At 65.7% G+C, this 24,720-nt stretch carries 20 protein-coding genes; 13 read left to right on the top strand and 7 right to left on the bottom strand.

The genetic code is table 11. The features are described 5' to 3' along the window. Nucleotides 1-2: 2 nt before the first annotated feature. The gene (locus IM733_RS16220) at nucleotides 3-1,340 is read right to left on the bottom strand and encodes an MATE family efflux transporter (protein ID WP_248917583.1); all 1,338 of its coding nucleotides are present in this window, start codon (nucleotides 1,338-1,340) and stop codon (nucleotides 3-5) included. A gap of 243 nt (nucleotides 1,341-1,583) precedes the next feature. On the opposite strand from IM733_RS16220, the gene IM733_RS16215 reads away from it, so the two are divergent. Continuing rightward, nucleotides 1,584-6,488 (top strand): alpha-2-macroglobulin family protein, encoded by a 4,905-nt coding sequence (locus tag IM733_RS16215; protein ID WP_248917582.1) that lies wholly within the window; start codon nucleotides 1,584-1,586, stop codon nucleotides 6,486-6,488. 150 nt (nucleotides 6,489-6,638) lie between these two features. Here the strand turns inward: IM733_RS16215 and IM733_RS16210 are convergent, their stop codons facing one another. Continuing rightward, complete coding sequence (locus tag IM733_RS16210; RefSeq protein ID WP_240064882.1) at nucleotides 6,639-6,932, bottom strand: hypothetical protein; 294 nt, start codon at nucleotides 6,930-6,932, stop codon at nucleotides 6,639-6,641. Nucleotides 6,933-7,000: 68 nt separating this feature from the next. Between IM733_RS16210 and pbpC the strand changes: the two genes are divergently transcribed. Further along, the gene (pbpC, locus tag IM733_RS16205; protein ID WP_248917581.1) at nucleotides 7,001-9,349 is read left to right on the top strand and encodes a peptidoglycan glycosyltransferase PbpC; all 2,349 of its coding nucleotides are present in this window, start codon (nucleotides 7,001-7,003) and stop codon (nucleotides 9,347-9,349) included. Nucleotides 9,350-9,482: 133 nt separating this feature from the next. Here the strand turns inward: pbpC and IM733_RS16200 are convergent, their stop codons facing one another. The 3 genes from IM733_RS16200 to IM733_RS16190 all read right to left on the bottom strand — a co-directional run bounded on the left by IM733_RS16200 (nucleotide 9,483) and on the right by IM733_RS16190 (nucleotide 12,464). Beyond that, a complete protein-coding gene (locus IM733_RS16200) occupies nucleotides 9,483-10,127 on the bottom strand; it encodes an oxidoreductase (protein WP_248917580.1) in 645 nt (214 codons plus the stop codon). Nucleotides 10,128-10,154: 27 nt separating this feature from the next. Then, on the bottom strand, nucleotides 10,155-11,888 hold the full coding sequence (locus IM733_RS16195; protein ID WP_248917579.1) for a C13 family peptidase: 1,734 nt from the start codon (nucleotides 11,886-11,888) through the stop codon (nucleotides 10,155-10,157). Nucleotides 11,889-12,008: 120 nt separating this feature from the next. Beyond that, nucleotides 12,009-12,464 carry a MaoC family dehydratase gene (locus IM733_RS16190; RefSeq protein ID WP_248917578.1) on the bottom strand — a complete coding sequence of 152 codons (456 nt, stop codon included), beginning with the start codon at nucleotides 12,462-12,464 and terminating at the stop codon, nucleotides 12,009-12,011. Nucleotides 12,465-12,613: 149 nt separating this feature from the next. Here IM733_RS16190 and IM733_RS16185 point away from each other — a divergent pair, with 149 nt between their 5' ends. Genes IM733_RS16185 through IM733_RS16175 form a run of 3 tightly spaced genes read left to right on the top strand, consistent with a single transcriptional unit; the run spans nucleotide 12,614 to nucleotide 14,289 of the window. Beyond that, nucleotides 12,614-12,976 carry a CidA/LrgA family protein gene (locus tag IM733_RS16185; RefSeq protein ID WP_248917577.1) on the top strand — a complete coding sequence of 121 codons (363 nt, stop codon included), beginning with the start codon at nucleotides 12,614-12,616 and terminating at the stop codon, nucleotides 12,974-12,976. Further along, on the top strand, nucleotides 12,973-13,689 hold the full coding sequence (locus IM733_RS16180) for an LrgB family protein (RefSeq protein ID WP_248917576.1): 717 nt from the start codon (nucleotides 12,973-12,975) through the stop codon (nucleotides 13,687-13,689). Before IM733_RS16185 ends, IM733_RS16180 begins: the two co-directional genes overlap by 4 nt. A gap of 9 nt (nucleotides 13,690-13,698) precedes the next feature. Continuing rightward, nucleotides 13,699-14,289, top strand: coding sequence for an LON peptidase substrate-binding domain-containing protein (locus IM733_RS16175; RefSeq protein ID WP_248917575.1), 591 nt, complete (start codon nucleotides 13,699-13,701; stop codon nucleotides 14,287-14,289). Nucleotides 14,290-14,379: 90 nt separating this feature from the next. On the opposite strand, the gene IM733_RS16170 is transcribed toward IM733_RS16175, so the two are convergent. Further along, on the bottom strand, nucleotides 14,380-15,696 hold the full coding sequence (locus tag IM733_RS16170; RefSeq protein ID WP_248917574.1) for a bifunctional DedA family/phosphatase PAP2 family protein: 1,317 nt from the start codon (nucleotides 15,694-15,696) through the stop codon (nucleotides 14,380-14,382). 3 nt (nucleotides 15,697-15,699) lie between these two features. After that, a complete protein-coding gene (locus IM733_RS16165; RefSeq protein ID WP_248917573.1) occupies nucleotides 15,700-16,392 on the bottom strand; it encodes a DNA-3-methyladenine glycosylase in 693 nt (230 codons plus the stop codon). Between the two features lie 300 nt (nucleotides 16,393-16,692). Here IM733_RS16165 and IM733_RS16160 point away from each other — a divergent pair, with 300 nt between their 5' ends. The 8 genes from IM733_RS16160 to IM733_RS16125 are packed head-to-tail and all read left to right on the top strand — an operon-like array spanning nucleotide 16,693 to nucleotide 24,659. Then, nucleotides 16,693-17,964 carry a glutamate-5-semialdehyde dehydrogenase gene (locus tag IM733_RS16160; protein WP_248917572.1) on the top strand — a complete coding sequence of 424 codons (1,272 nt, stop codon included), beginning with the start codon at nucleotides 16,693-16,695 and terminating at the stop codon, nucleotides 17,962-17,964. Nucleotide 17,965: 1 nt separating this feature from the next. After that, the gene (gene nadD / locus IM733_RS16155) at nucleotides 17,966-18,625 is read left to right on the top strand and encodes a nicotinate-nucleotide adenylyltransferase (RefSeq protein ID WP_248917571.1); all 660 of its coding nucleotides are present in this window, start codon (nucleotides 17,966-17,968) and stop codon (nucleotides 18,623-18,625) included. Nucleotides 18,626-18,669: 44 nt separating this feature from the next. After that, on the top strand, nucleotides 18,670-19,098 hold the full coding sequence (rsfS, locus tag IM733_RS16150) for a ribosome silencing factor (protein WP_011535846.1): 429 nt from the start codon (nucleotides 18,670-18,672) through the stop codon (nucleotides 19,096-19,098). Nucleotides 19,099-19,107: 9 nt separating this feature from the next. Next, complete coding sequence (gene rlmH, locus IM733_RS16145; RefSeq protein WP_011535845.1) at nucleotides 19,108-19,575, top strand: 23S rRNA (pseudouridine(1915)-N(3))-methyltransferase RlmH; 468 nt, start codon at nucleotides 19,108-19,110, stop codon at nucleotides 19,573-19,575. A 17-nt stretch (nucleotides 19,576-19,592) separates the two neighbouring features. After that, nucleotides 19,593-21,491 (top strand): penicillin-binding protein 2, encoded by a 1,899-nt coding sequence (gene mrdA / locus IM733_RS16140; protein WP_248917570.1) that lies wholly within the window; start codon nucleotides 19,593-19,595, stop codon nucleotides 21,489-21,491. A gap of 38 nt (nucleotides 21,492-21,529) precedes the next feature. Continuing rightward, nucleotides 21,530-22,633 (top strand): rod shape-determining protein RodA, encoded by a 1,104-nt coding sequence (rodA, locus tag IM733_RS16135; protein WP_011535843.1) that lies wholly within the window; start codon nucleotides 21,530-21,532, stop codon nucleotides 22,631-22,633. A 17-nt stretch (nucleotides 22,634-22,650) separates the two neighbouring features. Continuing rightward, nucleotides 22,651-23,661, top strand: a complete 1,011-nt coding sequence (gene mltB / locus IM733_RS16130; protein WP_248917569.1) for a lytic murein transglycosylase B — start codon at nucleotides 22,651-22,653, stop codon at nucleotides 23,659-23,661. Next, nucleotides 23,661-24,659: a septal ring lytic transglycosylase RlpA family protein gene (locus IM733_RS16125; RefSeq protein WP_248917568.1), complete on the top strand. Its 999-nt coding sequence runs from the start codon at nucleotides 23,661-23,663 to the stop codon at nucleotides 24,657-24,659. Before mltB ends, IM733_RS16125 begins: the two co-directional genes overlap by 1 nt. Nucleotides 24,660-24,720: the final 61 nt, after the last annotated feature.

Below are 24,720 nucleotides of genomic sequence, written 5' to 3'. Positions count from 1 at the left end.
CTTCACCGAACCCATAGCCCCCGTTGCTGCAGTCTCCACCCCACCCACCCCAGCGTCATCCCCCGCAACGCCATGAACAGCAGGAACGCCAACCACAACCCCTGGTTGCCGAACCCACGCAGGGCAAACGCCACGGGCAGCGCAATCAACACCGACACCAACATCCCATTGCGCATCTCCCGCGCCCGTGTCGCGCCGATGAACAGCCCGTCGAGCAGATAACTCCACACCGCGATCAACGGCAGCACCGCCAGGTAGGGTAGGTACGGATACGCCGCCTCGCGCACGCTGGCGATATCGGTCTGTAGATCCACGAACAGGTGCCCACCCAGCAGGAACAGCACCGCGAAGCCCAGGCTGGCAATCAACGACCAGCCACCTGCGACCACCAGTGTGCGTTGCAAGGCCTTACGGTCGCGGGCGCCGATGGCGTGGCCGCACAGGGCTTCGACCGCGTGGGCCAGGCCATCGAGGGCGTAGGCGGTCAGCAACAGGCCGTTGAGCAACAACGCATTGGCAGCCACGGTGGCCTCGCCCAAGCGCGCGCCCTGCACCGCGATCAATAGGAACACCAGTTGCAGCGCCAGGCTGCGCACAAAGATGTCGCGGTTCACCGCCAGTAAGGGGCGCCAGGCCTGCCAGCGTCCCAACGCGGCCCAGACGATGCGCCCAGGATGAGCGCGCAAGGCCGGGCGGGTGAGCGCCAGGCCAAGCAGGGCGGCGCTCCACTCGGCGATCACCGAGGCCCGTGCCGAGCCGACCACGCCCCAGTCCAGCCCAAGGACGAACCACAGGTTCAGGGCGATGTTGAGTACGGTGGTGGTCAGCATGATCGCCAGGGGCGCCCGGGCATTCTGTGTGCCCAGGAACCAGCCGACCAGGGCATAGCAGGCCAGTGCTGCCGGCAGGCCGAGCAGGCGGGTGTGAAAGAAGGTTTCGGTGGAGGCAAGCAGGGCGTCGCTGGGTTGCATGCCCTTTAGTGCCAACTGGCTGAAGGGCAGGGCGAGCAGGCCGATCACCAGGGCGAAGGCGAGCGCGAGCAACAGCCCCTGCATCAGTACCTGGCGCAGCGCGGCACCGTCGCCGCGGCCGGCGGCCTGGGCGGCGAAGCCGGTGGAGCCCATGCGCAGGAAGCCCATCGGCCCGACGATGAAGGCGAACAGGGTGGCGCCGACCGCCACCGCGCCCAACTGGTGGGCGTGTGGCAAGTGGCCGATCACTGCGGTGTCGACCAGGGCCACCAGGGACAACGAGATGTTGGAGAGGATCATCGGCACGGCCAGGCCCCAGACCTTGCGGTGGGTGGGCTGGTCGCGCCAGGCGCTGGACAGTGAAGGCATCTGGGGTCCTGGAAAAGGGTGGGGCCGCTTCGCCGGCAAGGACCGTGCAAAACCTGTAGGGGCCGGCTTTGCCGGCGAAAAGCTGCGCAGCAGCCCCTGTGTTCGATGTGGCCGCATTGTAGCGGTCCGGCAGCTCGTTCGCGCGAACAGCGTCGCACTTGCCGCGCTTCGTCAGGTAAGCCTTGCGCCGTTACGCTATAGTTGCTGCCCTCACGTACACGCTGCCGAAGAGTTCTCTCTCAAATGTTCAACAAAGGATTGTTGCTGGCCTGCGCGCTGGCCCTGCTCAGTGCCTGTGATTCCTCCACACCGGACAAGCCATCGGTGCCCGCCGACGCCGCCACCGCCGTCGCCCCCGCCGAGACGAAGACGGCCACGCGCGAAGACCCGGCCGCGCTCGCCAAGCGCTACGCCGGCCGCGAGCTGACCGTGCTGGACGTCTCGGAGGTGCAGCTCGACGGCGCCAGCACCCTGTCGGTCAGCGTTTCCGCGCCGCTGGACGCCAACCAGGACTTCGCCGCCAAGCTGTACCTGGTGGACACCGTCAAAGGCAAGGTCGATGGTGCCTGGGAACTCTCCGATAACCAGATGGAACTGCGCCTGCGCCACCTGGAACCGCAGCGCAAGATGGTCCTGACCATCGACAAGGGTCTGCTTTCGGTCAACGGCAATGTGCTGGAGGCGGAGTCGGTCAGCCGCTTCGAAACCCGCGACATGCAGCCCACCGTGGGCTTCGCCAGCCGTGGCTCGCTGCTGCCCACGCGCCTGGCCGAAGGCCTGCCGGTGATCGCCCTGAACGTCGACAAGGTCGACGTCGAGTTCTTCCGCATCAAGCCGGACATGCTCTCGACCTTCCTGGTCAACTGGGGCCGTAACTCCAGCCTGTACTACTACCAGTCCAAGGAAACCCTGGACATGGCCGAGCTGGTCTACAGCGGCCGTTTCGACCTCAACCCCGCACGCAACACCCGCGAGACCGTGCTGCTGCCGATCGCCGGGATCAAGCCGCTGCAGGAACCGGGCGTCTATCTGGCGGTGATGCGCGCCTCGGGCACCTACGACTACTCGCAGCCGGCGACCCTGTTCACCCTGAGCGACATCGGCGTGTCCGCCCACCGCTATCGTGATCGCCTGGACGTGTTCACCCAGGCCCTGGAGGGCGGCAAGGCGCTCAAGGATGTCACCCTCGAGCTGCACGACGACAAGGGCAAGCTGCTGGCCCAGGCCAAGACCGATGGCGATGGCCATGCCCAGCTACCCATCACCACGAAGGCCGACACCCTGATCGCTACACAAGGCGTGCACACCACCTTGTTGCGGCTGAATACCGCCGCGCTGGACCTGGCCGAGTTCGATATCACCGGCCCCCAGGCCAACCCGCTGCAATTCTTCATCTTCGGCCCGCGTGACCTTTATCGCCCGGGCGAGACCGTACTGCTCAACGGCCTGCTGCGTGACCAGGACGGCAAGCCAGTCAAGGCCCAGCCGGTGAGCGTCGAAGTGCGTCGACCCGATGAGCAGGTCAGCCGCAAGTTCGTCTGGGAGGCCGACCAGAACGGCCTGTTCCAGTATCAACTGCAACTGGCCACCGAGGCACCGACCGGTCGTTGGCAGCTGCTGCTGGACCTGGGGGGCGGCCGCAAGCAGGTCTACGAGTTCCTCGTCGAGGACTTCCTCCCCGAGCGCCTGGCGCTGGAGCTCAAGGGCAGCAGCACGCCGCTGTCGCCGGACGAAACCGCGTCGATTCAGGTCAATGGCCGCTACCTCTATGGCGCGCCCGCCGCCGGCAACCGCCTGAGCGGCCAGGCCTACGTGCGCCCGCTGCGTGAAGCGGTGAAGGCGCTGCCGGGCTACCAGTTCGGCGCGGTCACCGAGACCGACCTGAGCCAGGACCTGGAGCTGGACGAAGTCACCCTCGACCAGAACGGCAAGTCGCGAATCGATATCGACAGCCGCTGGGCCGAAGCCCGCTCGCCGCTGTTGCTGACCGTACAGGCCAGCCTGCAGGAGTCCGGTGGCCGGCCTATCACCCGCCGCCTGGAGCAACCGATCTGGCCCGCCGAGCGCCTGCCGGGCCTGCGTGGCCTGTTCGATGGCGAGGAGACCGACGGCGATGGCCCGGTGGAGTTCGAGTTCCTGGTCGCCGACCGCGACGGCAAGAAACTTGCCGCCAACAACCTGAAGGTGCGCCTGATCCGCGAACGCCGCGACTACTACTGGAACTACTCGCAGAGCGACGGCTGGAGCTACAACTACAACGAGAAATTCCTCACCCAGGCCGAGGAAACCGTCAGTGTGAAGGCCGGTTCCACCGCCAAGCTGAACTTCCAGGTGGAGTGGGGCCCGTACCGTGTCGAAGTGGAGGACCCACAGACCGGTCTGGTCTCCAGCGAGCGCTTCTGGGCCGGCTACCGTGCCCAGGACAATGCCGAAGGCGGCGCCGTGCGCCCCGACCAAGTGAAGATCGCCCTGGACAAGCCCGCTTACAAGGACGGCGCCACCGCCAAGGTCACCGTCACCCCGCCGGCTGCCGGCAGTGGTTACCTGATGATCGAGTCCGCTGATGGCCCGCTGTGGTGGCAGGAAATCGACGTACCGGCAGAGGGCAAGGCCTTCGAGGTCGAGCTTGACAAGAAATGGGCGCGCCACGACCTGTACATCAGTGCCCTGGTGATCCGCCCGGGCGAGCGCAAGGCCAACGCCACCCCCAAGCGCGCCGTTGGCGTGCTGCACCTGCCGCTGGACCGCACCGAGCGCAAGCTCGCGGTCAGCTTGCAGGCCCCGGAGAAGATGCGGCCCAAACAACCGCTGACGGTGAAGTTCAAGGCTGCCAACGTCGATGGCAGCGTACCCAAGCAGATTCACGTGCTGTTGTCCGCGGTAGACGTGGGCATCCTCAACATCACCGACTTCAAGACCCCCGATCCGTTCGCCAGCCTGTTCGGGCGCAAGGCTTACGGCGCCGACCAGCTGGATATCTACGGCCAGTTGATCGAAGCCGGCCAGGGCCGCCTGGCCAGCCTCGCCTTTGGTGGTGACGCCGCGATGGCCAAGGGCGGCAAGCGCCCTAACACCACGGTGACCATCGTTGCCCAGCAGAGCGTGCCGGTGACGCTCGATGACAAGGGTGAAGGCCAGGCCACGGTGGATATTCCCGATTTCAACGGTGAACTGCGCCTGATGGCCCAGGCCTGGACCGAGGAGCACTTCGGTGTGGCCGAAGGCAAGACCGTGGTCGCTGCGCCGCTGATCGCCGAGCTGTCAGCACCGCGCTTCCTCGCCGGGGGCGACCGTACCAGCCTGGCGCTGGACCTGGCCAACCTGTCCGGCCGTACCCAGCAACTGACCGTGCAACTGGCCACCGAAGGCCAGCTGAGCCTGGTCGGTGGTGCCCAGCAAAACGTTGCGCTGGGCGAAGGCCAGCGCACCACGCTGATGATCCCGGTGCAGGCCCAAGGGGGGCTGGGCCTGGGCAAGGTGCGTGTGCAGGTCAATGGCCTGCAACTGCCGGGTGAACCGGCCAATGCTTTCCAGCGCGAGTGGACCCTGGGTGTTCGTCCTGCTTACCCGGCGATGCTCAAGCACTACCGCGTGGCGCTGAAAGACCAGCCATGGAGCCTGCCGGAGAGCGACCTGGCCGAATTCGAACCGGCCGGCCTGGAAGCCACCCTGGCACTGTCGAGCCGTCCACCGCTGAACCTGGCCGAGCAGATCCGTGCCCTCGAGGCCTACCCGTACGGTTGCCTGGAGCAGACCACCAGCGGCCTGTACCCGTCGCTGTACGCCGATGCCGACAGCCTCAAGCGCCTGGGGATCAAGGGCGAGCCGGCCGATGTGCGCAAGCGCAAGATCGAGATGGGCATCGAGCACCTGCTGGGGATGCAACGCTACAACGGCAGCTTCGGCCTGTGGAGTTCCGACAGCGAGGAAGAGTACTGGCTGACCGCCTATGTCACCGACTTCCTGCTGCGGGCTCGCGAGCAAGGCTACGGCGTGCCGGCCGAAGTGCTGAAGAAGGCCACCGAGCGTCTGCTGCGCTATGTGCAGGAGCGCAACCTGATCGAAGTCGATTACAGCCAGGACGCCGACCACACCCGCTTCGCCGTGCAAGCCTACGCCGGCCTGGTGCTGGCGCGCAGCCAACAGGCGCCGCTGGGTGCCCTGCGGAGCTTGTATGACCGCCGCGCCGATGCCCGCTCCGGCCTGCCATTGGTGCAGCTGGCGGTGGCGCTGGACAAGATGGGCGACAAGCAGCGCTCGCAGGACGTGCTCAAGGCCGGGTTGGCGGTCGGCCGCGGCAAGGGCTGGATGGCCGACTACGGCAGCGCCGTGCGTGACCAGGCGCTGATCCTGGCGTTGTTGCAGGAGAACAACCTGGCAGGTAACCAGGTCGACCAGCGCCTGTTCGCGCTGTCTGACGAACTGGCCGCCAACCGCTGGCTGTCCACCCAGGAGCGCAACGCGCTGTTTCTCGCCGGCCGTGGCCTGCTGGGCAAGCCAGAAGGTAACTGGAAAGCACGCCTGGACAGCGCAGGGGAGATCCGCCAGTTCAGCAACAACGACTCGGGGATGAAGCTCGAAGGCCCACTGCTGGCCTCGCCGCTGTCTGTGCAGAACGAAGGTGGCGACACGCTGTACCAGCAACTGACCTTGTCCGGCTATCCGCGCCAGGCCCCGGCCGCCAGCGGCAATGGCCTGGAGATCCGCCGCGAGTACCTGGGCATGAATGGCCAGGCGCTGGATGTGCGCAGCCTGCGCAGTGGTGACCTGGTGTTGGTGCACCTGGCGCTCAAAGCGCAAAGCCAGGTGCCGGACGCGCTGGTGGTGGACCTGCTGCCGGCAGGCCTGGAGCTTGAGAACCAGAACCTCGCCCAGAGCGCCGCCAGCCTGGACAACGCCAGCAGCGCGGTGAAGCAGTGGCGCGAGTCGATGCAGAACGCCAGCGTGGTGCACCAGGAGTACCGTGACGATCGCTACGTGGCGGCGCTCAAACTCGACAGCTACGGCACCACCCACCTGCTGTACCTGGCACGTGCTGTGACGCCGGGCAGCTACCGCATACCGCCGCCGCAGGTGGAGTCGATGTACCGGCCGAACCTGCAGGCGATTGGCGAGAGCCAAGGGGAGATGGTAGTGCGCGCCCGCTGAGCCAACGCGCCCCCTGCAGGAGCGGCCTTGCGTCGCGAAAGGGCCGCAGAGCGGCCCCAGGATCCAGACGGTTCGGCAACGATCGCCGGGGCTGCTACGCAGCCCTTTCGCGGCGCAAGGCCGCTCCTGCAAGAAGGTGGCGCAAGGGTTTCAATGCACCACCCAGCTCAACACCCACAACCCCAGCAACGCCCAGATGATCCCGAGGACGATCGACGCCCGCAGGAACGCGCGGATCGCCGAGTACAGCAGCATCAGGCCGACGATGAGTGCCAGGATGCTGACCAGCGAGGTGTCCATCCCCAGCGTGCGCGCCAGGCCGTCGATGAAATTACCGCCGGCGTTGGCCAGCAGGTTGAACAACCCGCCCAGGCCGTCGACGATGAAACGGATCACCGAACCCAGAACCTGGCCCAGCCACTCGAAAAAACCTTCTACATGCATAGTTGCTTCCTGATCAACGAATCGGCGACTCCCCGCCTTTGGCCATCCACCGGCCCGGTCGGTTCCCGATGCCAAGCTTAGCGCGCCCACGCCGTGCCAGGGTGCTGCGCCGCGTCTGCGTGGCGACCTTGCTGGTCGTCGCCCTGCTGTGGTTGGCCGATCGTATCTGGCCATTGCCGATGCCGGGCGACGACCTTGCCCGAGTGGTGCTGGCCGAGGACGGTACACCGTTGTGGCGTTTCGCCGACGCCGATGGCGTATGGCGCTATCCAGTCAGCCCGGACGAGGTGTCGCCGCTGTATCTCGAGGCGCTGCTGGCCTACGAGGACCGCTGGTTCTATCACCATCCAGGGGTCAACCCCATGGCCCTGGCCCGGGCGGCCTGGCTCAACCTGCGCGGCGGGCGCGTGGTGTCGGGAGGCAGCACCCTGTCGATGCAGGTGGCGCGCCTGCTTGATCCGCACGACCGCACGCTGGCGGGCAAACTGCGCCAGCTGTGGCGCACGGCGCAGCTGGAGTGGCACCTGTCGAAACCGCAGATCCTGCAGATCTACCTCAATCGCGCGCCGTTCGGCGGCACCCTGCAAGGTGTGGCGGCAGCCAGCTGGGCGTACCTGGGCAAGTCGCCGAAGCACCTGACGCCCGCCGAGGCCGCGCTGCTCGCCGTATTGCCCCAGGCCCCCAGCCGCTTGCGCCCGGACCGTCACCCCGAGCGTGCCCAGCGCGCCCGCGACAAGGTCCTGCAACGCCTGGCCGAGTACCAGGTGTGGCCGGGCCAGCGCATCGATGAAGCGCGAGAGGAGCCGCTGCTGCTGGCGCCACGTCAGGAGCCGGCGCTGGCGCCTTTGTTGGCCCGGCGCCTGAACAGCCCGGACAGCCTGCCGCTGATCCGCACCACGATCGACGCCGCCTTGCAGCGGCGTCTGGAGGACCTGCTGCTGGGCTGGCGCGCGCGCCTGCCTGAGCGCACTTCGGCGGCACTGCTGGTGGTGGAGACCCAGAGCATGGCGGTACGCGCCTATCTGGGGTCGATCGACCTGGGTGACGAACGCCGCTTCGGCCATGTCGACATGATCCACGCGCTGCGCTCGCCTGGTTCGACGCTCAAGCCTTTTCTCTATGCCATGGCCATGGATGAGGGCCTGATCCACTCAGAGTCGCTGCTGCAGGATGTGCCACGGCGCTACGGTGACTATCGTCCAGGCAATTTCTCCATGGGCTTCAGCGGCCCGGTGTCGGCCAGCTCCGCGTTGGCGCTGTCGCTCAATCTGCCGGCGGTGCAGTTGCTCGAGGCTTATGGCCCGAAGCGTTTCGCCGCGCAGATGCGCATGGGCGGCGTGCCGTTGATCCTGCCGCCTCTGGCAGAACCGAACCTGTCATTGATTTTGGGCGGCGCGGGCAGTCGGCTGGAGGACCTGGTCGGTGGCTATGCGGCGTTCGCCCGGGAGGGGCGTAGCGCACAGATTCGCCTGCAACCCCAGGACCCGTTGTTGGAGCGTCGGTTGTTGTCGCCGGGCTCTGCCTGGATCACCCGGCGTATTCTCAGCGGCCTGGCCCGTCCGGACCGCGACCCTCACGCTGAGCTGGTGCAGCGCCCACAGTTGGCCTGGAAGACCGGTACCAGCTATGGGTTTCGCGATGCCTGGTCGGTCGGCGTCGGCCCGCGCTACCTGATCGGCGTGTGGATTGGCCGCCCCGATGGCACCCCGGTGCCAGGGCAGTTCGGCCTGGCTTCGGCGGCGCCGTTGATGCTTCAGGTGCACGATCTGCTGAGCAACCGCGATGCCCAGCGTGGCATCAACGTACCGGTGGAGGCCGTGCCGGATTCGGTGGGGGTTGCGGCGATCTGCTGGCCCTTGGGCCAGCCGATGAACCGCCAGGACCCCAACTGTCGCCGCCAGCGCTTCGCCTGGACCCTCGACGGCACCACGCCGCCGACCTTGCAGGCGGCCGACCAGCCGTTGGGGCTTGGGTTGCATGAGCCCGTCTGGGTCAATGAGCAGGGATTGCGCGTGGACAGCCGTTGCCCAGGCGCCACGGCCCGCGACATTGCGTTGTGGCCGGCGCCGCTGGAGCCGTGGTTGCCCCGGGCCGAACGACGGTTGGCGCGGTTGCCGGCCGTGGATCCTGCCTGCCCGCCACAGGTGGCGACAAGCGCACCGCCCTTGTCGATCGTCGGGGTGCGCCCGGGTGACAACTTGCGCAGGCCGGCCACCAGCGACGAAGCGCTGCAACTGCGAGTGTCGGCGTTGGGGGGGGGAGGGCAACGCTGGTGGTTCCTCAATGGTCAGCCACTGGGCGAGACCCGAGGGCAGGACAGCCTGCTGGTGCGTTTCGAGCAGGTCGGGCGTACCGAGTTGAGTGCGTTGGATGAAAGTGGCGAAACAGCGCGAGTGGAGTTTCAGGTCAGCGAGTGAAGCTGCTCAATGCTCTGTAGGAGCGGCTTCAGCCGCGATCATCCGCGAAGCGGATGCCGGACACCGCGTTGCCCGCATCGCGGCTGAAGCTGCTCCTACAGAGGTCGCATCAGGTCCATGGGGCGCGTAATGGTCAGCGCTTGCCCAGCTTGCGCAACTCGTCGGACTCGACGACGCGTATGCCATCCTCCTCCTCCAGCGCCAGGCGCCACAACGCCCGGGCCAAGGCGCAAACCTCGATACCCCGGTACTTGCCCGGCACCAGCCGCGAGAACGGTGCAGCCAAGCGCTCACCCAAGCGTGGCGGGGTGCGCTCGCCCAGTAGCAGCGACGGCCGCACGATGGTCAACTGCGGCCAGTCCTGCTGTTTGAGCGCTTCTTCCATTTCACCCTTGACCCGGTTGTAGAACACCGAGGATTTCGGGTCGGCGCCCAGCGCGCTGATCACCAGCAGGTGGCGCGCGCCCATCTCCCGGGCGCGTTTGCTGAAGGCCACGACCATGTCCAGGTCGACGGCGCGGAAGGCGGATTCGGAGCCGGCCTGCTTGAGGGTGGTGCCCAGGCAGCAGAACGCTATATCGACACGACCTGCCAGTTGCGGGAGAAACACAGCCGGGTCACCCACCGGGTTTTCCAGGTGCGGGTGCTCGGCCAGCGGCCGGCGGGTGGGTGCCAGCACACGGCTGATGGTGGGTTCGCTGAGCAGGCGGTCGAGCAGGTGTTCACCCGTCAGACCCGTGGCACCGGCAAGCAGGACATGCTGAGGCGTCAAGTACATGATGTCTCTCCCTTGTTACTTCAAAGCTTAGTGGGTGCCCGATGTTTTTGCCCGGTCACCCGCTGCGGGGAGGGCGTCGTTGCCCAAGGCTTGCTCGGCCTGTTGCCGGCGCAGGCGCTGCCAGTGTGCGATTACCGCTGGCGGCGCCCAGAGCTGCGGCTCGGAGGCGTCGAAACCGTCCCGTCGTTCTCTTTCGGCAACGGTCTTGCGCGCCAGTTCAAACGCCTGTTTCAGGTCGTCGGTCTGGTTCAGTGCCTGAGCGAACAGGGCGTCGCCGAAGTAGGTGAAGTCAGCCTCTTCCGAACAGCCGAAAGATACCCGGTCGGGGCGCGCGGCGGTCATGATCAGGGTCCGGTCGTCCTTGAGCGGAGCGATGTAGCCTCCGGAATAGCAGGCCGAGATGACAATCACCTTGTCGCGCTCCTTGAGTGGCGCCAGGGCACTTGCCAGTTCGTCGGCGCTCAGGTCGGCCAGTTGCAGGCGCGGCTGGTCCAGCACCAACTGGTGATCGTGGCTGCCGTGGCTGGTCAGGTAGATGAACACCAGGTCTTCCGGGCCGCTGCGTTCGGCCAGGGTGCGGGCGGCGCGGGTGAGGTTCTCGCGGGTGGCCATGGGACGGTCGGCCAGGTGGTCGCGGTGGTTGACCAAGGTGACCTGGCCCTGGGCGCCGAAGCGTACCTTGAGCATGTTGCTGACATAGTCGGCCTCGCGCAGGAACACGCTCTGCTGGCCGTCCCCGGCCACCACCAGGCTGTACAGTTGCAGCGGCGCGACTGAGCGTGGGACCTTGGCCAGTGCGTCGTCCAGCAGCTTGCCCTGGTTGAGCAGGGCGAGGTCGAGCGGGTCGGGGAGCAGCTTGCCCTTCTCGTCGCGCACACGCACACCATTGGCCCAGGTGCCGCCCTCGGCCTTGCCGTCGGCGCGGGTCAAGCGGCCGTGGCCTTGGTAGGCGTCGTCGGCGAAGCTGCCGGCATACTGGCTGCCATCGGCCAGTTGCAGGGTGCCCAAGCCGTTGAAGCGCCAGTCGCGGAAACCGCCTTTGTAGCGGCTGCCATCGCTGCCCAGCAGCTCGCCTTCACCGGCCAGCACGCCGTCCTTGAAGTCGCCGATCCACACATCGCCATCGGCGTTCTCGTAGCGGCCACGACCCTCCAGGCGATTGTCCTTGAATTCACCGATGTATTGCTCGCCGTCTGTGCTGTCGTAGGTGCCGGCGCCCTGTAGCTTGCCGTCGATGAAGTGGCCGCTGAACTGGTTGCCGCTGGCGTCGCTGCGAACCCCCGCGCCATTGGGCTTACCCTTGACGAACAGGCCCTGGTAGCGGCTGCCGTCAGCCAGTTCCAGTTGGCCGGCGCCATCGTACTGGTCGTCCTTGAACTGGCCGCGGTAAGTCTGGTCGTGCTGCTTCAGCGTGCCCTCGCCATCGCGTCGGCCGTGTTTGAACGTACCAGCGTAGTGGCTGCCGGGAGTGGTGAGGTCGCCCAGGCCCTGGAACAGCCCTTCGCTGAACTGGCCGCGGTACACCTCGCCATTGCTGCCGTGCCATTCGCCCTGGCCGTGCCACTGGCCATCCTTGAAGGTGCCGGCGTACCAGCTGCCGTTGGGGTAGTCGATGCGTCCTTCACCTTGCAGCAGGCCATTGACCACCTGGCCACGGTAGCGGCCGCCATCGGGCAGGCGTGCGTCCGGTGGCGACAGCGGTTCGCCTTCGCCACAGGCGGTGAGCAGCACGATCAGGGTGAAGGGGAGCAGTGAGCGCATGGTGGAGTCCGGACGAACGATGCGCTGAGTATGCCGCAGAATGCCGGGGAGCGTGAATGAGGGGCATTTGTGGAAGCGGGCTCACCCGCTCCCACGGTTTTCGTGCCGGATCGTGCTGCTTCAGACGAAGCAGAGCGACAGTGGTTCGGCGATATAGGCCGGTTTCTCTTCACCCTCGATCTCGAGGGTGGCAGTCGCCTTGAGCAGCCACTGCCCCGGCTTCTTCTCGGTGGCGTCGACCAGCTCGACCTTCAGCCTTACATTGCTGTCGACTTTTACCGGTTGGATGAAGCGCACGCTGTCGAGCCCATAGTTGACCACCATCTTCAGCCCTTCGGGCAGTACCAGGATGTCTTCCATCAACTTGGGGATCAGCGACAGGGTGAGGAAACCATGGGCGATGGTGGTGCCGAAGGGGGTCTTGGCCGCTTTCACCGGGTCCACATGAATGAACTGGTAATCGCCGGTAGCCTCGGCGAACAGGTTGATGCGTTGCTGATCGATCTTCAGCCAGGCGGAACGTCCCAGTTCCTTTCCAACGTACTGCGAAAGCTCTGTAACGGGTACATAGGGCATCGCGACTCTCCAGATTGTCATTTGGTACGAAGGTGCAAGATCAGCACGGCCCACGGATTCAGTCAAGTTGCCCGCTTTTCGCCGAATATCGCCTTATAGACACTTGCTTAGCGTGCTTATAATGGCCGCCATGCTCTCGGGAGGTCCTTATGCTGTTGCGTGGTTTGACCTGGCTGGTGCTGTTCCAGTTGCTGGGGACGGCGATCAATCACCTGTTCCTGGCGATCCTGCCCGGGCCGATCATCGGCCTGCTGCTGTTGCTGGCCTTCCTGATGATCCGCGGCGAAGTCGGCAAGCCGCTCAACGACGCCGCCAGCAGTCTGCTGCGCTACCTGCCGTTGCTGCTGGTGCCACCGGCGGTGGGGGTGATGGTCTACGCCAAGGATATCGCCGCGGACTTCTGGGCCATCGTCGGCGCGCTGCTGATCTCCTGCCTGCTGACCTTGGTGTTCGTCGGCGTGCTCATGCAGAAACTCATCCATCGCCAGGGCCAGCGCGAGGAGCAGCCATGACGCTCGACTGGCACGGCGCGCTCGATGCGGTCGTCCACCACCCGCTGTTCGGCATCGGCATCACGCTGGCCGCCTACCAGCTGGTGCTGGCAGCTTACGAAAGGACCCGCTGGATCTTCCTGCAGCCGGTGCTGGTGTCGATGCTGGTGGTGATCGGCGTACTGCTGTTGTGCGGCATCGACTACAGCGAGTACCGCAAGAGCACCGAGATCATGAACATCCTCCTCGGCCCGGCCACCGTGGCCCTGGCGGTGCCGCTGTACCTCAACCTGCGGCGTATCCGCCAACTGTTCTGGCCGACATTTACTACGCTGGTAGTCGGGGGGCTGTTCGCCACCGTCGCGTGCCTGGCGCTGGGTTGGTGGTTCGGCGCCGAGCACATGATCCTGATGACCATGGCACCGAAGTCGGTGACTTCGCCCATCGCCATGCTGGTGGCCGAGCAGATTGGTGGCGTGGCGGCCCTGGCGGCGGTGTTCGTGCTGATCACAGGGGTGATCGGGGCGATCTTCGGCCCGGCGCTGCTGACCCGCTTCGGTGTGCTCAGCCCCGAGGCTCGGGGCATGGCGCTGGGGGTGACCGCCCATGCAGTGGGCACCTCGGTGGCCTTGCAGGAAAGTGATGAATGCGGCGCTTTCGCCGCGCTGGCGATGAGCCTGATGGGTGTGGCCACGGCAGTGTTCCTGCCGTTGGCAGTCAGCCTGGTGGCTTGAGGAAGACACATGACGCTACCGCTTTTTCCCCTCAATACCGTGCTGTTTCCCGGTTGCCTGCTCGACCTGCAGATCTTCGAGGCGCGTTACCTGGACATGATCGGCCGCTGCATGAAACAGGGCACGGGCTTTGGTGTGGTGTGCATCCTCGAAGGCGAGCAGGTGGGCAAGGCCCCGCCAGCGGTGGCTTCGATTGGCTGCGAGGCGCTGATCCGCGATTTCGTGCAGCAGGACAATGGCTTGCTGGGTATCCGGGTCGAAGGCGTCAGGCGGTTCACTGTTGGGCAGACCGAGGTGCAGAAGGACCAGCTCATGCTCGCCGAGGTGCAGTGGCTGCCCGACCAGGCGGACAGCCCGTTGGTAGAGCAGGACGATGACCTGCTGGCGTTGCTGCTGGCCCTGGGGGAGCACCCGATGGTGGAAGCGCTGGACATGCCCCGCGATGTCGATGGGCGCCAGGCGCTGGGCAACCAGCTGGCGTACCTGCTGCCGTTCATGGAGGAGGACAAGCTGGGCCTGCTGGCGATCGACTCGCCGCAGCAGCGGCTGGAGGCGATCCAGGCGCTGCTGGAGCGGATCCAGGGCGAGTTGTTCGCCTGAGGTCTTGCCATGCCTTGTTCGCCGGCAGCCGGCGCCTACAGGTTCAGCGCTGGCCGCTTTGCGTAGGAGCCGGCTTGCCGGCGAAGCTTTTCAATATTGGTAACGCAACAATGCCTTGGGCAATGCGTGCAGGGCAAAGAACGCCAGCAACGCGACACACGCCGGTAACACAAGCCACCACACCCGTTGTGACAACGCCATGAGCGGCTGGCGATGTTGCACCAGTGTCAGGCTCGCGGCGCACACGCAGCACGCCAGCAATGCCCCGGCCAGGATATCCGTCGGCCAGTGAGCCCCCAGGTACACCCGCGACAGGGCGATGGCCAGCGCCGGCAAGCAGCCCAGCAGCATCCAGGTGAGGCGCATGCGCGGCGGCTGCCCACGGCCGGCCAGTACCGCCAGCACCAGGAAGAACGCGAACGATGCCGAGCTGTGGCCGCTGGGCATGCTGTAGCTGGTCAACGGGTCGGCCAGCACTTCCGGGCGCGCGCGGGCGAACAGCCATTTCAACGAGCCATTGGCCAGTGCCGTGCCGATCAGCGTCGCGCCGGCGAACAGGGCATGACGCCATTGCCGGGCCAGCAATAGCAGCCCGGTCAGCAGCCCCCCCAGGAAGAATTGGGTGCGGAAGTCACCGAGGCGGGTGATCACCACCACGGCGCCGTCGATAGCCTGGCTGCGATGCTCCTGCACCAGGGTCATCAGGCCCTGGTCGAACTCGTTGAGGTAGGGCCAGCCGATGAACAGCGCCGCTACCGCCAGGCCGCTCAGTGCGGCAATCAGCCGTGTACCGTAGCGCTGGTCGCGTAGGCTGCTGTTCAGGCTCAGGCCGACCAGCACCGCGAGGGTGCCGAAGACGATCCCGGCATCCAGCCAGAAGCCCTCCGGTAGTGGCAGGCGCATCGCCGCGCCGGTGGCCCAGCCGGGCAGCAGGTAGGCGACCGACCAACCGGCGCCGGCCACCAGGCTGACGGCGATGAAGCGCGGCAGCGGCATGTCGAACATGCCGGCCACCATCGGCAGCATCGGGCGCAGCGGGCCGATGAAGCGGCCGACCAGCAGGCTGGCGATACCGTAGCGCTGGAAGTACGCTTCGGCGCTGCCGATCCACTCCGGGTGGCTGCGCAGCAGCGGCAGGCGGCGGATGTTCTGGTGGAAATACTTGCCCACGCCATAGGAGATCGCGTCACCGAGCAGGCCGCCGAGGAAGCCCAGCAGCAAGGTTTGCCCAAGCGTGAAGGCACCGCTGCCGGCCAGCACGGCGACGGCGAACAGCAGCACGGTGCCGGGCACGATGATGCCGGCGATGGCCAGGCATTCCACGCAGGCGATCACGAAAATCGCCAGGCCAAGCCACTGCGGGTTGGCGCTGAGCCAGGCGGTCAGGCTGTCGAGCCATTGGCCCATGGGTCAGTTTCCTTGTTCGAGAATGAAGAAGTCGCGGCCTTCGTGCTGGCCACGGCGCAATGGGTTGTGGGTGCAGTAACGGGCGTACTCGGCGTCGACGAAACGGTAGGGCAGGTGTTCGTCACGGCCGTGGGGGATGCCCAGGCGGGTGGCCTGGATCACCCGGTTCACGGCGATGCCGCAGTCTTCGACGTACAGGCGCTCGGGGTCGAAGCGTTGTGCGTCCCACTGTGGCACTTTCAGGCCCATGGCGCGGCAGAGCAGGGTCTGGCCGGCGCACAGGCGCTCGGGCGGGCGCAGGTTGCCGCTGGCGTCTGGGTTGTTGAGCTGCATCCGCGCCAGGCTGTTTTCGTCGGACAGGGCGTCGGTCCAGGGGTAGGCGGACTTGATCAGTACCGCGTTGCCAGGGCCTTGGGCGCTGAAGTTCAGCGAGTCGCCGCCGCGGGCGTAGTACATGTAGATGTGGCCGCCGTCGAGGAACAGCGCCTTGCGCTTTTCGGTGTAGCCGAGGGAGGCATGGCTGCCCTTGTCGGTGAGGTAGTAGGCCTCGGTCTCGATGATGCGTGCGGCCAGCCAGAGGTCGCCGTGGCGGTGGCGGATGACCTTGCCCAGCAGGTCGCGGGCGAGGGTCTGGGCATCGCGGTCGAAGAAACTGTCGGGCAGCGCGCGGGCCGGGCAGGGGGCTGGGGCGGGCATATGGGCGGTTCGTGGCTGTGAAGGCGCAGATGATAGCAATGAATGACTTAACCGAGGCTGAATCGATGCCTGGCCTTTTCGCGGGTGAACCCGCTCTCATAGGGAGGGTGCCGAACCCTGTGGACGCAGGTTTACTCGCGAAAAGGCCGAAGCAGGCTCGGGATTTTTCGATAAGAGCAGTTACATCTTTCCTACCTGTTCCCCTTGGCCATTTTCTACCATCCGCCACCCACCGCTGGGCGTACCCGAGCGCGCCAGTTATAATCAGCCGATTTCCCCTTTCGCCAAGACACCGAGCCCATGACTGAGTCCGTTCTTGACTACATGACCCGCCTGGGTCGCGCCGCCCGTGAGGCCTCGCGGGTGATTGGCCGTGCCAGCACTGCGCAGAAGAACCGCGCCCTGCAGGCCGCCGCCGACGCCCTGGACGCCGCCCGCGCCGAGCTCACCGCAGCCAATGAACAGGACCTCGCCAATGGCCGTGAAAGTGGCTTGGAGCCCGCGCTGCTCGACCGCTTGGCGCTCACCCCCGCACGCATCGACGGTATGATCACCGGCCTGCGCCAGGTCGCCAGCCTGCCGGACCCGGTCGGTGCCATCCGCGATATGAGCTACCGCCCGTCGGGCATCCAGGTTGGCAAGATGCGCGTGCCGCTGGGGGTGATCGGGATCATCTACGAGTCGCGCCCCAACGTGACCATCGACGCCGCCAGTCTGTGCCTCAAGTCGGGCAACGCCACCATCCTGCGCGGCGGCTCCGAAGCCATTCACTCCAACCGTGCCATCGCCACCTGCATCCAGCGTGGCCTGGCCGAGGCTGGCTTGCCGCCGGCGGTGGTGCAGGTGGTCGAAACCACCAACCGTGAGGCGGTCGGCGCGTTGATCAGCATGCCGGAGTTCGTCGACGTGATCGTCCCGCGCGGCGGCCGTGGCCTGATCGAGCGCATCAGCCGTGACGCCCGGGTGCCGGTGATCAAGCACCTGGATGGCATTTGCCACGTTTTCGTCGATGAACATGCCGACCTGGACAAGGCCTGGCGCGTCGCCTTCAACGCCAAGACCTACCGCTACGGCATCTGCGGCGCCATGGAAACGCTGCTGGTCGACCAGCGCGTGGCCGAACGCTTCCTGCCGGAGATGGCGCGCCGCTTCCAGGAGAAGGGCGTCGAACTGCGCGGTTGCGAGCGCACCCAAGCGATCATCGACAGCAAACCGGCCAGCGAAGACGACTGGCACACCGAATACCTCGACGCGATCCTGTCGATCCGCGTCGTCGACGGCCTGGAGCAGGCCATCGAGCACATCAACCACTACGGTTCGCACCACACCGACTCGATCATCACCGAGCACCAGGGCCAGGCCCGGCGCTTCATGGCCGAGGTCGACTCGGCGTCGGTCATGCTCAACACCCCGACCTGTTTCGCCGACGGTTTCGAGTACGGCCTGGGTGCGGAGATCGGCATCTCCACCGACAAACTGCATGCCCGTGGCCCGGTCGGCCTGGAAGGCCTGACCTGCGAGAAGTACGTGGTGATCGGCGACGGCCAGCTGCGCGGCCAGGAGTCGTGCTGAGTTGAGTAGCGCTTTGGCAGTCCGGCGCGTCGGCATTCTCGGCGGTACCTTCGACCCGGTGCATATCGGCCACCTGCGCAGCGCGCTGGAAGTGGCCGAGTTCATGTGCCTGGACGAACTGCGCCTGCTGCCCAACGCTCGCCCGCCGCACCGCGACACGCCGCAGGTGTCGGCCCAGGACCGCCTGGCCATGGTGCGCGGCGCGGTGGCCGGAGTCGGCTGCCTGAGTGTCGATGATCGCGAGCTGGCCCGCGACAAGCCGTCGTACACCATCGACACCCTCGAGTCGATTCGTGCTGAACTGAATACGCAGGACCAGTTGTTCCTGGTGCTGGGCTGGGATGCCTTCTGTGGCCTGCCCAGCTGGCACCGATGGGAAGAACTGTTGCAACACTGTCACATCCTGGTGCTGCAGCGCCCGGATGCCGATGTCGAACCCCCTGACGAGTTGCGCAACCTGCTGGCGGCGCGCTCGGAGAGCGATCCCACCGCCATGTCCGGCCCGGCGGGGCACATTTCGTTCGTCTGGCAGACCCCGCTCGCGGTGTCCGCCACGCAAATCCGACAGCTGCTGGCCAGCGGCAAGTCGGCGCGGTTCCTGGTGCCGGACGCAGTACTGGCCTATATCGAGGCGCACGACCTGTATCGTGCGTCCAACTGACGGCGCCAGCGAGCGCCTCATTCAATGAGTTGAACGAGTTTTATATGACCAAGCAAAAAATCAATGGCATCAGTGGCGAAGAACTGGTCGAACTGACCAAGGCCGCGCTGGAAGACGTCAAGGCCCAGGACATCCAGGTCATCGACGTGCGTGACAAGCACAGCCTGACCGACTACATGATCATCGCCACCGGTACCTCCAACCGCCAGATCAACGCGATGCTGGAAAAGGTCCGCGAAGCGGTCAAGGCCAAGGGCGCACAGCCGCTGGGCGAAGAAGGCAAGGGCGACAGCGACTGGGTGCTGCTCGACCTGAACGACGTCATCGTGCACATGATGACCGCCGCCGCCCGTCAGTTCTACGACCTGGAGCGCCTGTGGCTGGGTGCCGAGCAGAGCCGTGCCGCCGATGGCAAGCACCACAGCCCGGAAAACACCCACGACTATTCCGACAAGCTCAAGGATCGGGAATAAGGTCGCGCCGTGCGTCTGCGCCTGATCGCGGTCGGCTCGCGCATGCCGAAATGGGTCGAGGAAGGCTGGCATGAGTATGCCAAGCGCCTGCCCTCGGAGCTTGCGCTGGAGCTGGTGGAAATCCCGCTGAACACCCGCGGCAAGAACGCCGATGTCGCCCGCCTGATCCGTCAGGAGGGCGAGGCGATGCTGAGCAAGGTGCAGCCCGGGGAACGCATCGTCACCCTCGAGGTCCATGGCAAGCCCTGGAGTACCGAGCAGCTTGCAGGCGAGCTCGACCGCTGGCGCCTGGATGCGCGCACGGTCAACCTGATGGTGGGCGGCCCGGAAGGGTTGGCACCTGAGGTCTGCGCACGCAGCGAGCAGCGCTGGTCGCTGTCGCCACTGACGCTGCCGCACCCGTTGGTAAGGATACTCATCGGCGAGCAGATCTACCGCGCCTGGACCGTGTTGTCCGGGCATCCCTACCACAAATGAACCTGTAAGCCCGCCCGATGCCGCAGCAGATCCGCCTCAAGGACCACGAGAAAGACGCCCGCCTGGTGCGCAACCGCGTCGTCGTGGGCGCCGTGGCGGTGGTGGCGCTCGTCTGCGTGCTGATCGCCCGGCTGTACTTTCTTCAGGTCATCCAGTACGACTACCACTCGACGCTGTCGGAGAACAACCGGGTGCATGTGCAGCCGATTCCACCGACCCGCGGGCTGATCTTCGACCGCAACGGCGTGGTGGTCGCTGACAACCGCCCCAGCTTCAGCCTGGTCATGACCCGCGAGCGCGCCGGCAACCCCGGCAAGTGGCAGGATGTGCTGGATGTGATCGTCGAGGTGCTGGAACTCACGCCAGACGACCGTGCCCTGTTCGAGAAGCGTATGAAGCAGGGGCGCCGACCCTTCGAGCCGGTACCCATCCTGTTCGAGCTCAACGAGGAACAGATCGCCCGCATCGCCGTGAACCAGTTCCGCCTGCCTGGCGTGGAGGTGGCCGCACAGCTGGTGCGTCACTACCCGCAGGGTGCGCACTTCGCCCATTCGGTGGGTTATGTGGGGCGGATCAACGAGAAGGAACTCAAGACCCTCGACCCGGTGAACTACAGCGGCACCCACCATATCGGCAAGACCGGCATCGAGCGCTTCTACGAAGCCGAGCTGCACGGCCAGGTGGGCTACGAGGAAGTCGAGACCAATGCCCGTGGCCGGGTATTGCGGGTGCTCAAGCGCACTGACCCCAAACCGGGCAAGGATATTGTCCTGAGCCTCGACATCAAGCTGCAGGAAGCCGCCGAGCAGGCGCTGGGCGGGCGCCGGGGCGCCATCGTTGCCCTCGACCCGCGCACCGGCGAGGTGCTGGCGATGGTCAGCCAACCAAGCTTCGACCCCAACCTGTTCGTCACAGGCATCAGTTTCAAGGCGTACGCCGAGCTGCGCGACTCGATCGACCGGCCGCTGTTCAACCGTGTGCTACGCGGCCTGTACCCGCCCGGCTCGACCATCAAGCCGGCGGTGGCCATCGCCGGCCTCGACAGCGGCGTGGTCACGGCGGGCAGCCGGGTGTTCGACCCGGGCTACTATCAACTGCCCAACTACGATCACAAGTACCGCAACTGGAACCGCACTGGCGATGGCTGGGTGGATCTGGATGTGGCGATCATGCGTTCAAACGATACGTACTTCTACGATCTTGCGCACAAGATGGGCATCGACCGGCTTTCCAGCTACATGAACAAGTTCGGCATTGGCCAGAAAGTCTCGCTGGACATGTTCGAAGAATCTCCCGGCCTGATGCCCTCGCGCGAGTGGAAGCGCGCTACCCGTCGCCAGGCCTGGTTCCCGGGTGAAACCCTGATCCTCGGTATCGGCCAGGGCTACATGCAGGCAACGCCCCTGCAACTGGCACAGGCCACCGCGCTGATCGCCAACAAGGGCGTATGGAACCGCCCGCACCTGGCCAAGACCATCGAAGGCCAGCCACCGGTGGACGAAAATCCCATGGAGAACATCGTCCTGCGGGACAAGTCCGACTGGGCCAAGGTTACCCACGGCATGGAACAGGTGATGCACGGTGCCCGGGGTACCGCGCGCAAGGCCGCCCTCGGCTCGATCTACCGCATCGCTGGCAAGAGCGGCACGGCACAGGTCGTGGCGATCAAGCAGGGCGAGAAGTACGACCGCAACAAACTCCAGGAACGGCACCGCGACCACGCGCTGTTCGTTGCCTTCGCCCCCGCCGAGGACCCGAAGATCGTGGTCTCGGTGATGGTCGAGAACGGCGAGTCCGGCTCAGGCGTCGCCGCCCCCGTGGTGCGTCAGGTCATGGATGCCTGGCTGCTCGACGAGAACGGCCGCCTCAAGCCCGAGTTCGGCCCCGCCACAGTCGCCCAGGAACCGGCCCCGTGAAGAACAATTTCGATCGCATGCTCTCCAGCGAGGACGTGATGCGCAGGCGCGCCAGCTTCCTGCAGCGCATCCATGTCGACGGCCCCTTGCTGCTCATCCTGCTCACGCTGGCGGCTGGCAGCTTGTTCGTGCTGTATTCGGCCAGCGGCAAGAACTGGGACCTGCTGATGAAGCAGGCCAGCTCGTTTGGCATCGGCCTGGTCTCGATGTTCGTGATCGCCCAGCTTGAGCCGCGCTTCATGGCACGCTGGGTGCCCCTGGCCTACCTGGCCGGGGTGTTCCTGCTCGTGGTGGTGGACGTGATGGGCCACAACGCCATGGGCGCCACGCGCTGGATCAACATCCCCGGGGTGATCCGTTTCCAGCCCTCGGAGTTCATGAAGATCATCATGCCGGCGACCATTGCCTGGTACCTGTCCAAGCGCACCCTGCCGCCGCATTTGAAACATGTGGCGATCAGCCTGGTGATGATCGGCGTGCCGTTCATCCTCATCGTGCGCCAGCCCGACCTGGGCACGGCGCTGCTGATCCTCGCCTCCGGCGCCTTCGTGCTGTTCATGGGCGGTTTGCGCTGGCGCTGGATCATCAGTGTGATCGCCGCGGCGGTGCCGGTGGCGGTGGCCATGTGGTTCTTCGTCATGCACGACTATCAAAAGCAACGTGTACTGACCTTCCTCGACCCGGAAAGCGACCCGCTGGGTACCGGCTGGAACATCATCCAGTCAAAGGCGGCGATCGGCTCGGGCGGGGTATTTGGCAAGGGCTGGCTGCTGGGTACCCAGTCGCACCTGGACTTCCTGCCCGAGAGCCACACCGACTTCATCATCGCCGTGCTGGGTGAGGAGTTCGGCCTGGTCGGCATCTGCCTGCTGCTGATCGTCTACCTGCTGTTGATCGGCCGCGGGCTGATGATCACCGCCCAGGCGCAAACCCTGTTCGGCAAGCTGCTCGCGGGCAGCCTGACCATGACCTTCTTTGTTTACGTGTTCGTCAATATCGGTATGGTCAGCGGCCTTCTGCCCGTGGTGGGCGTGCCGCTGCCCTTCATCAGCTATGGCGGAACTTCGTTGGTGACGCTGCTGTCAGCGTTTGGCGTTCTGATGTCGATCCACACGCACCGCAAATGGATCGCGCAAGTTTGAAAAAGGTGAAGAATTCAATGCAAGCAGTGCGTAACTGGGCTGCCCGTTGTGTGCCGTGGATCGGCGCGGTGGGCCTGTTCGGCGCTGTCCAGCAGGCTGTTGCCGGCGATTACGACAACTCGCCCCAAGTGGCCGAGTTCGTCGGCGAGATGACCCGCGACTACGGTTTTGCCGGCGAGCAACTGATGGGCGTGTTCCGCGAGGTGCAGCGCAAGCAGGCGATCCTCGACGCGATCTCGCGGCCGGCCGAGCGGGTCAAACCCTGGAAAGAATACCGCCCGATGTTCCTCACCGATGCGCGCATCGCCCGGGGCGTGGATTTCTGGCGCCAGCACGAGGCTGCCCTGGCCCGCGCCGAGCAGGAATATGGTGTGCCGGCGCAATATATCGTCTCGATCATTGGGGTGGAGACCTTCTTCGGTCGCAACACCGGCAACTATCGCGTGATCGATGCCCTGTCGACGCTTGGCTTCGACTATCCGCCGCGTGCCGAATTCTTCCGCAAGGAGCTGCGCGAGTTCCTCCTGCTGGCCCGTGAAGAACAGCTCGACCCGCTGACGCTCAAGGGCTCCTACGCCGGCGCCATGGGCCTGCCGCAGTTCATGCCCAGCAGCTTTCGCAACTACGCGGTGGACTTCGACGGTGACGGCCATATCAATATCTGGAACAACCCGGACGATGCCATCGGCAGCGTCGCCAGCTACTTCAAGCGCCATGGTTGGGTGGCCGGCGAGCCCGTGGTCAGCTCTGCTCAGGTGCGCGGCGAGCGCGTCGACGAGGGCCTGACCACGGGTATCGAGCCGGTGAAGACAGTCGGGGAGTTGCGAGCGCTGGGCTGGTCGAGCCATGATGCGTTGCGCGATGATTTGCCGGTCACCGCCTTCCGCCTGGAAGGCGAAAACGGCCCCGAGTACTGGATGGGCCTGAAGAACTTCTACGCGATCACGCGCTACAACCGCAGCGTGATGTACGCCATGGCGGTGCATCAGCTTGCGCAACAGCTGGTTCTGGCACGGGGCGTCAAGTAATGCGCGAATTCTTCACAGTGAACACCGCCAAGCTGCTGACCTGCCTCGCCGTGGGCCTGGTGCTGGCCAGTTGCTCGTCCAGCCGCCCCACCCCGCAAAGCAGTAGCAATACTGTCCGTGCGCAACCGGGCCTGGACATCAACCGCGCCCACAAGGATGGTGCGCCCTGGTGGGACGTGGATGTCAACAAGATCCCCGACGCCACCCCGACCGTGCACACCGGCAACTACAAAGCCAACCCATACACGGTGATGGGCAAAACTTACTACCCGATGCAGGACTCGCGCAGCTACCGCGCCGAGGGTACCGCTTCGTGGTACGGCACCAAGTTCCACGGCCAGAACACCGCCAATGGCGAGCTCTATGACCTCTACGGCATGAGCGCGGCGCACAAGACCTTGCCGCTGCCGGCCTACGTACGGGTGACCAACCTGGCCAACGGTCGGAGCGTGATCCTGCGGGTCAACGACCGTGGCCCGTTCTACTCCGATCGCATCATCGACTTGTCTTATGCGGCCGCGAAGAAGCTTGGCTATGCCGAGATCGGTACCGCTCACGTACGTGTCGAGGGGATCGATCCACAGCAATGGTGGGCCCAGCGTGGCCAGCAACCACCACTGATGCTCAAGGAACCGCAGGTGGCCCAGGCCCAGCCGATTCCGGCCAGCACCGGGCGGGTCGAGCAATGGACACCGCCGCCCCAGCAGCACGCGGCACCTGTGGTGCCGGTGCAGGTGGGGGGTAACAACGTCCCGAGCGGCAATGGTGGCAGCTTCCTGCAGGTGGGCGCGTTCGCCAACCCGGACGCCGCCGAGTTGTTGCGTTCGAAGCTGAGCACCATGGTCAGCGCGCCGGTGTTCATCAGCTCCATCGTGCGCAACCAGCAAACGCTTCACCGGGTGCGCCTGGGGCCGATCGGCAGCCAGGGCGAGATCCAGCAGGCGCAGGACAGCATTCGCCTGGCGAACCTTGGGCAGGCGAAGGTCGTGACCGACTGACGCGTGCATTGGGCCTTTCGCGGGTAAACCCGCTGCTACAGGGATTTGCACAGGCCCTGTA

This window comes from Pseudomonas entomophila (assembly GCF_023277925.1).
GTDB classification, from domain to species: domain Bacteria; phylum Pseudomonadota; class Gammaproteobacteria; order Pseudomonadales; family Pseudomonadaceae; genus Aquipseudomonas; species Aquipseudomonas entomophila_D.
Note: the sequence above shows the minus strand (reverse complement) of the source record. Positions and strands in the feature narration are given on the sequence as shown.

Excerpts from the sequence above, each read along its gene's own strand:
- IM733_RS16220 (WP_248917583.1), bottom strand. The coding sequence starts at position 1,340 with ATGCCTTCACTGTCCAGCGCCTGGCGCGACCAGCCCACCCACCGCAAG.
- IM733_RS16215 (WP_248917582.1), top strand. The coding sequence starts at position 1,584 with ATGTTCAACAAAGGATTGTTGCTGGCCTGCGCGCTGGCCCTGCTCAGT.
- IM733_RS16210 (WP_240064882.1), bottom strand. The coding sequence starts at position 6,932 with ATGCATGTAGAAGGTTTTTTCGAGTGGCTGGGCCAGGTTCTGGGTTCG.
- pbpC (WP_248917581.1), top strand. The coding sequence starts at position 7,001 with ATGCCAAGCTTAGCGCGCCCACGCCGTGCCAGGGTGCTGCGCCGCGTC.
- IM733_RS16200 (WP_248917580.1), bottom strand. The coding sequence starts at position 10,127 with ATGTACTTGACGCCTCAGCATGTCCTGCTTGCCGGTGCCACGGGTCTG.
- IM733_RS16195 (WP_248917579.1), bottom strand. The coding sequence starts at position 11,888 with ATGCGCTCACTGCTCCCCTTCACCCTGATCGTGCTGCTCACCGCCTGT.
- IM733_RS16190 (WP_248917578.1), bottom strand. The coding sequence starts at position 12,464 with ATGCCCTATGTACCCGTTACAGAGCTTTCGCAGTACGTTGGAAAGGAA.
- IM733_RS16185 (WP_248917577.1), top strand. The coding sequence starts at position 12,614 with ATGCTGTTGCGTGGTTTGACCTGGCTGGTGCTGTTCCAGTTGCTGGGG.
- IM733_RS16180 (WP_248917576.1), top strand. The coding sequence starts at position 12,973 with ATGACGCTCGACTGGCACGGCGCGCTCGATGCGGTCGTCCACCACCCG.
- IM733_RS16175 (WP_248917575.1), top strand. The coding sequence starts at position 13,699 with ATGACGCTACCGCTTTTTCCCCTCAATACCGTGCTGTTTCCCGGTTGC.
- IM733_RS16170 (WP_248917574.1), bottom strand. The coding sequence starts at position 15,696 with ATGGGCCAATGGCTCGACAGCCTGACCGCCTGGCTCAGCGCCAACCCG.
- IM733_RS16165 (WP_248917573.1), bottom strand. The coding sequence starts at position 16,392 with ATGCCCGCCCCAGCCCCCTGCCCGGCCCGCGCGCTGCCCGACAGTTTC.
- IM733_RS16160 (WP_248917572.1), top strand. The coding sequence starts at position 16,693 with ATGACTGAGTCCGTTCTTGACTACATGACCCGCCTGGGTCGCGCCGCC.
- rsfS (WP_011535846.1), top strand. The coding sequence starts at position 18,670 with ATGACCAAGCAAAAAATCAATGGCATCAGTGGCGAAGAACTGGTCGAA.
- mrdA (WP_248917570.1), top strand. The coding sequence starts at position 19,593 with ATGCCGCAGCAGATCCGCCTCAAGGACCACGAGAAAGACGCCCGCCTG.
- rodA (WP_011535843.1), top strand. The coding sequence starts at position 21,530 with ATGCGCAGGCGCGCCAGCTTCCTGCAGCGCATCCATGTCGACGGCCCC.
- mltB (WP_248917569.1), top strand. The coding sequence starts at position 22,651 with ATGCAAGCAGTGCGTAACTGGGCTGCCCGTTGTGTGCCGTGGATCGGC.
- IM733_RS16125 (WP_248917568.1), top strand. The coding sequence starts at position 23,661 with ATGCGCGAATTCTTCACAGTGAACACCGCCAAGCTGCTGACCTGCCTC.